This window comes from Novosphingobium sp. RL4 (assembly GCF_035658495.1).
Lineage (GTDB): Bacteria > Pseudomonadota > Alphaproteobacteria > Sphingomonadales > Sphingomonadaceae > Novosphingobium.
The window spans coordinates 1,842,009-1,853,701 of the sequence record NZ_CP141944.1 but is presented as its reverse complement, the minus strand read 5'-3'; the positions used below and the strand labels follow the sequence as shown (position 1 = coordinate 1,853,701).

9 protein-coding genes are annotated in these 11,693 nt (G+C 66.9%); all 9 read right to left on the bottom strand.

Features of this window, described 5'->3' with window-relative positions:
• Position 1: 1 nt before the first annotated feature.
• The 9 genes from U9J33_RS08995 to U9J33_RS08955 all read right to left on the bottom strand — a co-directional run bounded on the left by U9J33_RS08995 (position 2) and on the right by U9J33_RS08955 (position 11,643).
• Positions 2-2,437, bottom strand: a complete 2,436-nt coding sequence (locus tag U9J33_RS08995) for a hypothetical protein (RefSeq protein ID WP_324694610.1) — start codon at positions 2,435-2,437, stop codon at positions 2-4.
• Positions 2,434-5,016, bottom strand: a complete 2,583-nt coding sequence (locus tag U9J33_RS08990) for a transglycosylase SLT domain-containing protein (RefSeq protein WP_324694608.1) — start codon at positions 5,014-5,016, stop codon at positions 2,434-2,436. The genes U9J33_RS08995 and U9J33_RS08990 overlap by 4 nt, the downstream gene beginning before the upstream one ends.
• On the bottom strand, positions 5,013-6,989 hold the full coding sequence (locus U9J33_RS08985; protein WP_324694606.1) for a hypothetical protein: 1,977 nt from the start codon (positions 6,987-6,989) through the stop codon (positions 5,013-5,015). Before U9J33_RS08985 ends, U9J33_RS08990 begins: the two co-directional genes overlap by 4 nt.
• Positions 6,989-7,465 carry a hypothetical protein gene (locus U9J33_RS08980; protein ID WP_324694604.1) on the bottom strand — a complete coding sequence of 159 codons (477 nt, stop codon included), beginning with the start codon at positions 7,463-7,465 and terminating at the stop codon, positions 6,989-6,991. Before U9J33_RS08980 ends, U9J33_RS08985 begins: the two co-directional genes overlap by 1 nt.
• Positions 7,458-8,000: a hypothetical protein gene (locus U9J33_RS08975; protein ID WP_324694602.1), complete on the bottom strand. Its 543-nt coding sequence runs from the start codon at positions 7,998-8,000 to the stop codon at positions 7,458-7,460. Before U9J33_RS08975 ends, U9J33_RS08980 begins: the two co-directional genes overlap by 8 nt.
• The gene (locus U9J33_RS08970) at positions 7,984-10,248 is read right to left on the bottom strand and encodes a hypothetical protein (RefSeq protein ID WP_324694600.1); all 2,265 of its coding nucleotides are present in this window, start codon (positions 10,246-10,248) and stop codon (positions 7,984-7,986) included. Before U9J33_RS08970 ends, U9J33_RS08975 begins: the two co-directional genes overlap by 17 nt.
• Entirely contained in the window at positions 10,248-10,871 is a 624-nt protein-coding gene (locus tag U9J33_RS08965) for a hypothetical protein (protein WP_132468721.1), read from the bottom strand. The genes U9J33_RS08970 and U9J33_RS08965 overlap by 1 nt, the downstream gene beginning before the upstream one ends.
• A 21-nt stretch (positions 10,872-10,892) precedes the next feature.
• Positions 10,893-11,093 (bottom strand): hypothetical protein, encoded by a 201-nt coding sequence (locus tag U9J33_RS08960; RefSeq protein WP_324694597.1) that lies wholly within the window; start codon positions 11,091-11,093, stop codon positions 10,893-10,895.
• Between the two features lie 109 nt (positions 11,094-11,202).
• Positions 11,203-11,643: a hypothetical protein gene (locus U9J33_RS08955; RefSeq protein ID WP_324694595.1), complete on the bottom strand. Its 441-nt coding sequence runs from the start codon at positions 11,641-11,643 to the stop codon at positions 11,203-11,205.
• Positions 11,644-11,693 lie beyond the last annotated feature (50 nt).

Sequence of the window (11,693 nt, the reverse complement as noted above, 5' to 3'; positions counted from 1 at the left end):
CTCAATTCGCTCCTGCCACGTTGGAAAGGTCAGGCGCGCGCTCGGGCGAACTGTCGCCCGGCGCCCACCAGTAATCGGTGCCCTGTTCGTCGGCCCACTTTTCCGCACGCCGCCAGCTGCGCCGGTAATCGGGATCGATCTGCTCCTGGATCTGGTCCGCCACGGCCCGGTCGAACGCGGTGCGCAGGTACCAGAGCGTGCCGCCGGGCACTTGCGACTGCGCGAACTTCAGCGCGGCACCGGCGTGGTTCTTCGAAGTGGCAATCGCCGCCAGGTTCTGCGCATCGCCCACCAGCGGGCCGGCCAGAGTGCCGGCAAACCCGCCGTCTGCACGGCTTTCCGCGCTCTGGATGAAATCCCCGAAGATGCCGAAGCCTCCGCCCTGGATAAGGGCCTGCCCCCAGAATTCCGGCCGGTCGGCCGCGCGCGGATCGCGCCCGGCCGCGATGTCCTTCAGCCAGATCGCCAACCCGCCCATTGCCGTGGTGCCGATCACAAGTCCGCCGACGTATCCAAGCCGATTGGCCGGGGCGAGCTGCATGGCCCGGGCGCCGTGCTGCATCAGCAGCGATATCCCGAACGACTTGAACAGGAACGCGCTCTTGACCATTTCACCGTGCCAGGTACCGCGCGGCGCCACACTGGAAATCAGCGCCCGGGTGGCAACGTCCGGGGTGGGCACGGCGAAATCCGCTTCGCGTGCGGCCATTTCCAGCAGCCGGTCGCCCAGCTGGCGGTCCTCGACATTGGCCGGGAAGATCCAGTCAACGCCGCGATCACGCTCCACCGGGGTCGCGCGGATCTTGTCCCACTCCGCCGAACCGATGCCGTAACGATCCAGCAGCCGGGCAAATCCTTTGTCCAGCTGGCCGAAGGCCTTGCCGCGCGCATCCGTGATCGCGCCCATCAACTGCATGCCGTGCGCCCACCGCCCCGCCTGCGTCCAGCGCGCCAGTCCCGAAGCGCGCAGCACACCCTCGGCAAACCGGCGGCTGACTTCACCGGTCAGTTCCTCACCCAGGTAGCGGCCCTGCGCTGCCGTGCGGTTGCTCCATTCATCCGCGATCAGGCCAAGCCGCACAGCCAGGCGCTGGTCCTCGATCGAACCGGGCTTGAACAGCTTCACATAGTCGCCCAGCATCCTGCGCACCGGCAACCCGTTGAACGCGCGCGTGGTGGCGCCGAAGCCCAGATCGGTCACGGCGGAAAGCATCGCCCCGCCCAGCTTGGTGGCGGTCTGCCAGCTGCGCAGATTAGAAAAGCGAAGCGCCAGCGTGCGGTTTTCCGGCCGCTGGCTCGATCCCGTGATTTCCGCCGTCAGCCGGTCCATCTGGCGTGTCGCCTTGTGGGCCGCGTCCGGCGCCTTGCTGTTCGCTGCAGCATCCTCGGCCGCGGATTTCGATATAACGTCCTTCAGCCAGCCCAGCGTGGAACTGGGATTGGGGCCAAGGATCTCCAACATGGCGATATCGCGCGCCATGCCGTCGATATGGCCCATCATCGCATCGAACGCCGTCGCCGCGCCGAAGCGCTGCTGGTAATCGGTCCAGTCGTCGGCGGACTTGAACACAAGGAACCGGCTTTCCGCGCGGCGGTTCGCCAGGATCGACGTGCCCTGAATTCCGGGATCGCGGTTGCTCCACCCATCGGAACGGATCCGGTCGAAGGTTTCGCGCAGCGCGCCTTCGAATTCCGCATCGTTCAGCGGCTTTCCGGTTTCCACGTCCAGGATGCGCGCCCGGTCCAGGCGATCGGCGATCGCCGCGCGCCAGCTGTCATAACCGGCTTCGCGCACCAGGCGCGGATCATGGTACTGGGGCAGCCCCCAGTCATCCAGCTTGCCGATATCCCCGCCCGCCGCGTTGAAGCGCTGGCGCAGCATCTCGGCCGTCTGCGTCCAGGCGTCGGCCAGCTCGCGCGCGGAAAGGTTTCCGGTCGATCCCGGCTTGAACAGTTCGCGCACCACATCGGCCAGCTCGGCCTTGTTGCGCACGCGCCCTATCAGGTTCGTGGAAAATCGGGACAGCACGCCGTCCATCATCCCATGCGCTCGGCCGCGAACGGCCCGCATGCGGCCATCCACGCTGGAAAATCCCGCCCGGTCACTGGGCGCCAGGAACGCAGGCCCGGCACGCGGATCTATGGTTCCCCCTCCGCCTGCCGGGCCGCCCCCCCGTCCGCCGTTGAACGAAGCGATATCCGCCTCGATCCGCTGGCGGGACGTAACCGCCAGGGCGGCAAGCTGCTTCTTCCGGTTCAGCTGCGCCTTCAGCCCCGCGATCGTCCGCTCGCTTGCAAGCGATGCGGCCGCCATCATCGGCATGTCACGCTGCAAACCGGCCAGGTGCCGGGCATAGAGGCGGTCCGCCTCCTGCGCCTGGCCCTTGGGTATCTTGCCCTCGGCGATCAGCCCGGCAACGCAAACGGAAATGCTCATGCCCCGCCTCCCGGAGGAACGGGCAGCAGGCAGTTTTCGATAATGGAAATGGCGTCCTCGTCGGCTTTAAGTTCGGCCTCGATCTCGGCGATGGACCGTTCACCCTTGCCGTCGCCCAGGTCGAAGGTCAGCTGTTCCGGCGCAATCCGCGCAGCAGCGGCCATCTGCGCATCATGCCAGGCAAGATCCGCCACGCGCCCGATTTCATCGCTGCCCGGTTCATCGAATACCTTGCCCGCCTCGGCATCGGCCACCACGGGCCCGGCAGCACCCCGGGCTTCCAGCTCATCGCGCAGCGCCCCGTGCGATAGCGCCTCATCCCGGCTCGGCGGGGCCAGCGTCTCCACCCGCCCGCCCTCGATGCCGGCGCGCTCCAGCTGCCGCTGCGCGCGGGGCCGCGTGGTTTCCCAACCGCGCACAGTGCCGTCCCGATCGACCAGCGCGTGAACGGGGCGAAGCTTGCCGCCCTGCGCCAGTTCGCGATCCCACCACCGGCCGAAATCGCCCACACCGTCACCCAGCTGGACGCCCGCGCGCGAAAGCGCTATATCGCGCATGGCCCCGGCGGTGGGGGAGGCCCCCGCTAAATCGCCCGCACGCATGTTCTCCGCTGGTGACGGGGCCGCTTCTCCACCACTCCGCATCCTTGGCTCTTCGCGCTGGAACGCGGTCAGCAGCCAGTTCTGCGCCTTGTCATCCCAGTCAAGCCGGACAACGGCCGTGTGGTCCATGCTTTCCAGCGTCACGCGGCCCTCGCGGCTGCGGTCAACGATCTCCATTTCCTCAAGGCGCGCAGGCAGATCGTCCAGCACTTCGGGATGCTTGGCCGCTATCTTCTTCAGCCCCGCGCCGTCATCGCCCCACTTCAGGTCGATCGCGCCCAGCTCGGGATGCCACAGCGCGCCCTGCACTTCGCCCTGCCGGTCGGCCAGCAACCTGTCGCGCGCCTCGATCCAGATCGCCTGGCGGCCGCCGGCGGGATCGGTGCCAAACCGCTCCGCGTCCAGTTCGGCCTGGGCGCGCTGCCATTCCTCGTCACTGCGAAACCGCTCGCGGTCCAGCGCGGGCAGATCGCCCCCCTCAGCCGCATCAACCAGCGGCCGCTCCGCATCCAGCTCGGCCGGGCGCGCCGATGCAACCTCGGCATCAAATCCGGGAACATCGATCGGTTCGCCATCCCCGATGGCCGTGCGCCGCCGGAAGTTGGCAACATAGCCGCGCGTCTCTGCCGGAAGGAACGATACCCATTCGTCAGGCACCCCGGCGCGCCGCGCCCGGGCCATGGCGCCGCGCACGCCGGTACCACGCCGGGCACTGCCGGCGCCGGCGTTGTAGGCGGCGGCTGCTTTCACCGGATCGCCATCGAACTGGCGAAGCATTTCGCGGTAATAGGCCTGCCCCAGCGCCTCGTTATAGGCATGGTCGCTCCGATACCGGGTCTCATCCCACGGCAGCCCGGCAAGCCGCGCGGCCTCCGGCGCGGTGCCCGGCATGACTTGCGCCGGCCCGATCGCACCGGCGGGAGACGTTCGAAACGATCCGTCCCGCGCGGTGCCGCCCTCGATGCCGATGATCGCGCGCCAGGCAGTGCTGAAATCCGCGCGCAGCGGCGCGCCTGCGATCGGGCCTGCCCGCCGTGCCGGCGCAAGCGCCTGCGTGGCCGATCCCTCCGGCCAGCGTGACATGGCGGCAATCGTTTCGTCGATCCGCCGCGCGTGCGCTTCAAGCCCCTCATAAGTCCCCGCGAAGGGATTGGAGCTGTCCACCTCGAAACCGCGATCGATGATATGCAGCGCAGCCGCCTGGTCGGGCGTCAAGGCATAGTCCGGGGTGGAACTGCGCAGTGCCATGGCAGCGCGGACGTCCAGCGGCACCTTGTCCAGCGCCTTGACCGCAAGCTTCCCGCCGCCGATCTCCAGCCCCTTGAACGCCGCGCCGCCCGCCGCCGCGAAACCAAGGTTCATGGCGATTTCCTCGCCGGTCAGTTCGCGGCCCTGCTTCTTGCGCTCCGCTGCGGTCAGCGGTGTTTCCACACCCTCGATCACCGCGTTGATCCCGGCTTCCGCCAAGATGCGCCCGGCAACGCTGGTACCCCCAAATCCGCCCGTCAGCACCATGCCGCCCACGTTGATCGGGTCGGTCAGGCTGCCGGCAAGCCCGCCGGCCAGCGTGCCCAGAAATCCACCGCGCTGCATTGTGTTTGCATCGCGCGCCTGCCGCGCCGCGAAGCGCGATCGCCATCCTTTTTCGAAAGTCTCCCGGTCGCCCAGTTCCTTGAAGGCATCGGGATCAGCCTTGCGCGCCGCGCCGATATCCCGCCACACGGCATCGTAATTGACCGGCTGCGCGCCATAGGGGTTCACATAGCGCCGCACGTCATAACCGCGCTCCTGAAGCGCGGTAACAACCGGCCCGTAGGCGCCCTGCCTCTCTTCGTCGGTATGGCCCGTCTGATCGTCACGGGCATAGCGGAACCCCGCTGCCGCCGTTTCGAAGAAGCCCGGATCCTGCCGGGTGTCCGCCTGCCCCTGCGGCCGAACTCGGCCATCATCCCATTCAAGGCTATCGGCAACGCTCATTTCGCGATCACCGTGCGCACCCAGGGCTTGCCGTCCTTGCCCATGACCACGCGATTGCCGACCATGAACTGGTACCGCCCGCCGCCCAGCGCCAGCGGCTTGGCAAAGCGCAGATCGGCGGGCGATCCATCCGGGTTGACCGGCGGGTTTTCCTTGTGCTCGCGTACATAGTTCGTGACGTGCGCCTCGAAACCAGCCTGCGTCACACGATCGGGCAGCAGGTAGATCTTGCCACCCCACCAACCGAGCCCGCCCTTTTTCGCGGCGCCGCTGCCCGTCGCCCCCAGCGCGGCATCAAGAGACCTGGCCAGCATGGCTGATGACATCTGCTCGCTCAGCATGCCGTTCTGCTCAAGGTTACGCGCCGCGATCGCCTCTGCCACCTGCATGATCCCATCACGCTGCGATGCCGGCACATTGCCCAGCGCCATCGCGAACCCGGCACGCAGGCCGCTCACCTGGGCGGCCATGTCGTCATCATCCTTCGGGGTTCGCAAAATGCCGGTATTCGCCTTCAGCGCCACCTTCCCGTCCACCGCCTGGCGTTGAACGTTGGGCGATAGCGCAACCAGCGTCTGCGCGAACCGATCGCTGGGCAGAACCTGCCGCATGGCCTGCATGGCCGTGCGCGGGGAAAACTGCGAAAGCGTGGCCAACACGCCGCGATAGCCGACATCGCCCTGCTCTGCGCGCTCCTGAAGCGCCCGCGCCTCGCTGGCGCTCAGCGGCTGCATGCTGCCGTATGCGCCTGCGGCCTCCCGCATCCACTGCTCGCGCGCGCCAAGCTCCGGCCGGGTCCAATTCGCGATCGGGGGCGGCCCCTTGCCCTGCGGCGCCGTCTGCGCAGCGAACCCAACGGGGTCATTGTTGAACTGGCCGTCCAGCGAGCCCTTCTTGTCGTCCAGCCACTTGAGCTCGGCCTGCTGGCCCTCGGTGCGCTTCGCTTCGGGGATGCCGCGCAGCACCGCCGCCCGCTGGTCGCGCGCGAGCGGCGGCATCGCCCCCCACGTCTTTGCCAGGCCGCTCTCGCGCTGCAGGCCCTCAAGCTTCGCCACGGTCGAGCTATCGCCATAGCTCTCCGATTTCGCGATCAGTTCGGGGAGCTCCGCGGAAACATCGATCCCTTGTGACGCCTTCTCGGTCACCGTCGCCACCTGCTCACGCACAGCGGCCTTTTCGACATTGGCCGCCTGGACCAGCTGGGCCTCGGCACGCCGGATCTCCACCTGCGAACCATTGCGCAGCTGATCGATTTGCTGGGGTGAAAGCAGGGTGTCGAATTGCCCCGCATCCAGCAAAGCCAGCGCAGCCGTGGGATTGGTGTCGTTCAAATGGTTGACGAAGGCGACCGCGTATTCCTGCTCGCCTTCGCGGCGGATCGCCTGCTTTTCCGCTGGCGTCAGCCGCTGCAGCCCATCAACGTAGCTATGCCAGTCCTGGAGTTCCTCCGTAAATTCAGCGCCGTTCTCGGAGCGACGAACCCGGTTCGCGCCCAGCTGCTTCACCGCCTGGGCATCAAGCCTCGTCTTGGCGATCTGCTGCCCCTCGGCGAAGTCACCTTCAGACCCCACCAGACGGGTACGGAAATCGTCCAGCTGGGCGGCCGCGCGCCGGCGCACACTATCTTCCGTGATGCCGTCCAGCAGCTTCTCGCGCGCGTCGTCGTCGGCCTTGGCAACCCGCTCCACATGATCAGCATAGTCGGCCGCTGTGGGGCTCGCGCGGATCTCGCGAACCGCTTCATCCATGGACTGTTTGTGCAGGGCGAACCGATGCGCGAAATCGCTGCTCTCCTGATCGGCCGTCTGCTGGCGCCGCACCTGGTACGCACGGATCTCGCGCTGGTGGACGTCCTGCGCCACCTGCCCCACCGTGTCCGCCAGCTCGGCGCCGTAAGTGCGCGCGCTGGCCATCGGCAGCGGCGCCGCCGCCGTAGGCATCACCCGCGCCTCGTATCCGGTTTCCTGCGCCATCAATAGATGACCTGGAAGTTATCGGGCATGGATTGCATCGAAGCCTGCGACTGGCCTTGCCCGGCCTGCGCCCAGTCATCGCGCATGCCCGAAACCGAACTGGCAGAACCCAGCAGCCCACTCGCAAGCGAGAACCAGCCTTCGGTCCGCTTCATCTTCGCCTCGTATCGCAGCGATTGCGCCTTGGTGCCCGCGTCGCGGATCACCGTCATGGCATCAAGCGCGGCGTTCACCTGGCTTTCAGTCAGCGCGTCCAGCGCCGATCCGGTGCCGCCCATGAACCCGTTGGAACTTTGCGCCGCCAGCTGTTGGCCGATCACCTTGCGCGCCTGCTCGCGGATACGCAGGCTCTGCGCGGCGCCGGCGTTTTCTTCCTCCCGCGCCTGCCGCTTCAGCGCCTTCGACTGCTGGCGGCTTGCCACGAAACCGCCGATGCCCTTGGTGACGTTGGCCGCCGCCGATGCAATCTCAGCCATGGTCCGCCCCTCTGCCGCTTGCCGGGCCGAACCATTCGAACAGCATGTGGGTATCGCCATCGGGGCCGTAGCGCTTCAAGACATGCGCCGGCGTGAAGCCCAGCATCACCGCCCACCGGCATTCCGGGGAAATGCGCGCCGGGCGCATCACCCATTCCACTGCCTTGTCGCCCTGGAAGGTGAAGGGAACTTCAGCCGCGCGCGCAATCAGCTCCACCCGGGCAAGCCGCGATCCCTGCAACTCTCCGCGAATGCGCCGGGTCACCGCCAGATGCGCCGCGCCCATTTCCCCCAGGATCGACCAGGCCACGCCGTGCCGGCCTTCATGGTGCTCGCCTATTCCGAACAGCGCGATCAGCCGCCCTTCGCACCGCGCCGCCCAGGCAACGGGCTGGCCGGCCAGGACTTCGGCCGTGTCCCAGTCGATATCGCCGGGCTCCGCGCCCAGCACGCGCGCCTGCGAAGGCTGGCGCTCGATCTCGAACAGGTCACCGGCGCGCAGCCGTTCGAACACGACATCAGGCATCGGCTTCATCCAGTTCCAGCGACATTGCCGCTGCGTTGATCGTTGCAGGCAGCGGATCGGAAGAGATGATCTTGATCCGCCCGTCCCGTGTCATGCTGGAGGAAATCGAACCTTGCGTGTCGCCGGTGAACAGCGGGATCGCGGCGTCCATGCTGTCCGTCGTCGCGCGCTCGATCGGCTCGTCCATCTCGCCTTCCACAAGGTCCGCCACCGTGATGCCCAGCGTTTCCAGCACGCGCAGAACCACCTTGCGCACGCGCTGCTTCAGGCCCTGCGAAGGGCCGTTGCGCGTATCCAGATTGGGCCGCAGCGTCACCGCCAGCGCGGTGAACGGCAGCCCCACGGTCAGCGTGTAGGCGCTGGGCGGGACAGAGGTTTCCGGCAGCGTGAAGGAACCGTCGGCGGCCACCACCACGCCCGGCACCACACCCCCGCCTGCCAGAACGGCAATCTGCTGGCCCGCCAGGTGCACGAACCCGGTGAAGGTCCGCTGGCCGCCGGCGGCCGCAAACTGCGTGCCCCCATCCACGAAGAAGGCAAGCCGTTGGTCATCGCCCAGATCGCGCCAGGTGCTCTGCCGCCAGATCTCGCGCTTCACCCCGTCAGCCCGGGTGCGCTCGATCAGCAGCCACAATTCGTCGGTCTTGCCATCCTCGCCAACGATCACTTGCCCGCTCAGCGCCTTGGCGCCACCGCCCAGCACGATCCGGGCAAAGCCCTTCACTTCCAGCAAGGTCTTGGGATGGACGATCACCTGGCCGTCGCCGCGCCCGGCAAACATCGTGCCGTAAGGCACGCGTTGATAGGCCAGCCAGGAAACCCCCGACTTGGTGATGTGGCGCGCCGCGGCCGTCAGATCCTGCGGAACATAGCGATCCTGCCCGATGTCGAAACCCACGGCACGGATGCGGCGGCCGCCGCGCTCCACGGAAATTATCTGCGTGCCGATCTGCAGCGGCCACACCGGCTCGCTGCCGTAATAGCTCTGCGGCTTCAGGCTCACGTTGTCGCCGGCAACCGCCTGGGCGGAATTGATCGCGCCCACCACGGCCTCGCGGTCGGCGGTGCCGATGTACAGCTTGCTGTCCGGCGCGAACCACAGCGGCGGATTGTCAAGCGACATGGTACGGCGGAACGCAAGGTCGGCCGCCAGCACGCCCGAACCGGTATAGCTCTGGAAGTTCACGCGGCCGCCGCCATAATCGCCCACCACGCTGGCCGCGAATTCGAACAGGCGCTGATGCACCTGGCGCCCTTCCCAGTTCGTCACCAGCGATGGCCAGCCTTCCACATCGGAAAACAGCGCGTGGGACCAGCGATACGTCCCCACGGTCATCACCTGGTCGGGAAGACGGCGCACCACGGTTGCCGTGCAGCTCAGCCCGCCGGCGGCAACAGCGGTGATGCGCACCTGGCCGAACCGATCGTGCAGGTACCGCCATCGAACGCCGTATGGGCCCTTGTCGTTGATGTCCTCCTTGCCAAGGCCATCCCATTCGGAACCTTCGGTATGGATCGGCGGATTGGTGCCCGTCTTGCGGCCGCTACCGTTATTGTCGCACTGGTACACCTTGCCGTCGGACCGCACCTGGTCGCCTACGGCCACGTCCTTCATCCCCGCTTCCCACGCGGTGACGCTGGAATAATCCTTGGCCTCGATCTGGAAAAGCGCGCCCACATGCCCGGCCTGGAAGATCGCGGCCGTCGCGCTGATCGTGGTGGAAAAGCCCACGGCAACCGCGCTCGCCGTCACCGTGATCGCCTGGTCCGTGTTCATATCCTTGAACGGGCCGCCCAGGAATTGCTGCTCCGCCCAGGTGAACGTCACGGCGCTGGTGCGCAGGAGCGATGCCGGGCGGTAGCTGCCATGATCGATGTAAAGGCGATCATAGCTCTGCTGCGTCGAAAGGCGCGGCGCGGCCGCCGCCGCATAAGGCGTCGCCACCTCATAGGCCACGCCGGGCGCCGTCTCGATCCGGCCGCCGTTGGTATAGAACCGCGCCTTCAGCTCGCCCCACTCGATCAGGTATTCCTGCGTGATCGAAAAGCGGAACGCCCCCAGCCAGGTGGAGGACGGATCGGCATCGCAGATGTATTCGAACCCGGGCCGCTTCACGATCGGCCCCTCGTTCGTCGGCACGAAGTTCTCGCAGGTCGTCAACCCGTAGGCATAGTGGTCCGTCTCGACCCGCCCATGCATCATCGGGTCTATCTCACCGGCCAGGAACGCCGTGATAAGCTTGCGCAGCCCCGCCATCAGGAGATTTCCCAACCGGGCAAACCGGCCGTGGGGAAGCCGCCGGTAATGCGCGCTTCTACCCAGGCGCTTTCCTCAACCTCGATCGGCGGGTTTTCCAGCGCGTCTGTCTGCTGGGCGTCGGCCACGGCTTCCCGGTAGCGCTGCATGGTCAGCGCCTTGTCGAACGCCGATCCGGCAATGCGATTGCCGCAGGTCAGCGCCAGGTTGCCGGCAAACTGGATAGCGGCCAGCGGATCCCATTCGGCAATTTCCGCGATATCCATCAGGCAACGCACGTAAAGCGGACCAGGGCGGGCCGTCAGCACGCTGCGCCCTTCCAGCTGGTAATCGCTCGCGGTGTACTTGCCAGAAGCGTCGAACACTTCGATCAAGCGGATCGCCTGCGCCGGCAGGCGGAACGAATGGGTAAATGGCGGCGAAACCGTGATCGCTTCGGCCGGCAGCGCTGCGCGGCGCGTCGCCCAGTTCCAGGAATAGCGGCGGATCAGGCCTTCCCGCAGGATATCCCACACCGCCTTCAGAGACCGCGCGGCGTCCTTTTCATCGTCGATCGAAAGCAGCCGCGTCTCTGTCCCGATGAACATCAGCGCCAGATTGGCAACAGAGGTCTGGGAAGCCATCGCGGCGCGGCCCGGTGCGGCTTAGTTGACCGGCCACCTGGCGGCGAACACAGCCGCCTTGATGTTGTCGATCGCGATCAGGGCCTCGCCCTTGGTGATCTTGTCGGCATCGATGTTCAGGCTGATGACATCGCGCCCTGCCTCGGCCGCACCGGCCGTGATCGCGATATCGCCGGAACGGGGCTTGCCGCGCGTGAAAGTGAACTTCGCCGTGAAAGCCATTGTCTCGCTCCCGATGGAGGGCCGAAAGAGTGATGCAGGGGCGCCGCCCGATGTCGCCGCGAATGGCGCCCCTGCGGCGACCGGTCAGGAAGGACCGGCCGCCAAAGCGTCAGAGCCCGATCAGTTCGAGCTCGAAGCTGAGATTGACCGCGCCGGCCACACCGGCGACGGCGAACGTCGCGTAGATATCTTCCTCGGCCACCGGCTGATCGGCCGCCAGCGTGCTCGCCAGCGGGCCCAACATGGTGGGCACGTTGGTGGCGGTAAGCGTGGCGGCGTTGACGTACTTCGCCGGAGCCGCAAGCGTGCCGATCGACACGGTTGCAGTGGCGAGGCTGGTATCGGTATTGCCGCGAACACCCACGATCTTGTCGCCGGCCTTCTTGGTGCCGAGGTACAGCTTGTCGGCGGCGGCCAGAGCCTGGCCTGCGGGTTTCGTCGCGAGGATCTCGGAACGTTTGGCGTTGACCTCGCGGCCGTCCGCCTTCTTGACCGGAAATACCGTGCTGTCCGCGACGCCGATCTGCTGCTTTGCATAGTAAGTTGCCATTTGCTGCTACTCCATCGAGCCAAAGAGCGACGGCAGAGCCCGGGGGCCCG

Excerpts from the sequence above, each read along its gene's own strand:
- U9J33_RS08995 (WP_324694610.1), bottom strand. The coding sequence starts at position 2,437 with ATGAGCATTTCCGTTTGCGTTGCCGGGCTGATCGCCGAGGGCAAGATA.
- U9J33_RS08990 (WP_324694608.1), bottom strand. The coding sequence starts at position 5,016 with ATGAGCGTTGCCGATAGCCTTGAATGGGATGATGGCCGAGTTCGGCCG.
- U9J33_RS08985 (WP_324694606.1), bottom strand. The coding sequence starts at position 6,989 with ATGGCGCAGGAAACCGGATACGAGGCGCGGGTGATGCCTACGGCGGCG.
- U9J33_RS08980 (WP_324694604.1), bottom strand. The coding sequence starts at position 7,465 with ATGGCTGAGATTGCATCGGCGGCGGCCAACGTCACCAAGGGCATCGGC.
- U9J33_RS08975 (WP_324694602.1), bottom strand. The coding sequence starts at position 8,000 with ATGAAGCCGATGCCTGATGTCGTGTTCGAACGGCTGCGCGCCGGTGAC.
- U9J33_RS08970 (WP_324694600.1), bottom strand. The coding sequence starts at position 10,248 with ATGGCGGGGCTGCGCAAGCTTATCACGGCGTTCCTGGCCGGTGAGATA.
- U9J33_RS08965 (WP_132468721.1), bottom strand. The coding sequence starts at position 10,871 with ATGGCTTCCCAGACCTCTGTTGCCAATCTGGCGCTGATGTTCATCGGG.
- U9J33_RS08960 (WP_324694597.1), bottom strand. The coding sequence starts at position 11,093 with ATGGCTTTCACGGCGAAGTTCACTTTCACGCGCGGCAAGCCCCGTTCC.
- U9J33_RS08955 (WP_324694595.1), bottom strand. The coding sequence starts at position 11,643 with ATGGCAACTTACTATGCAAAGCAGCAGATCGGCGTCGCGGACAGCACG.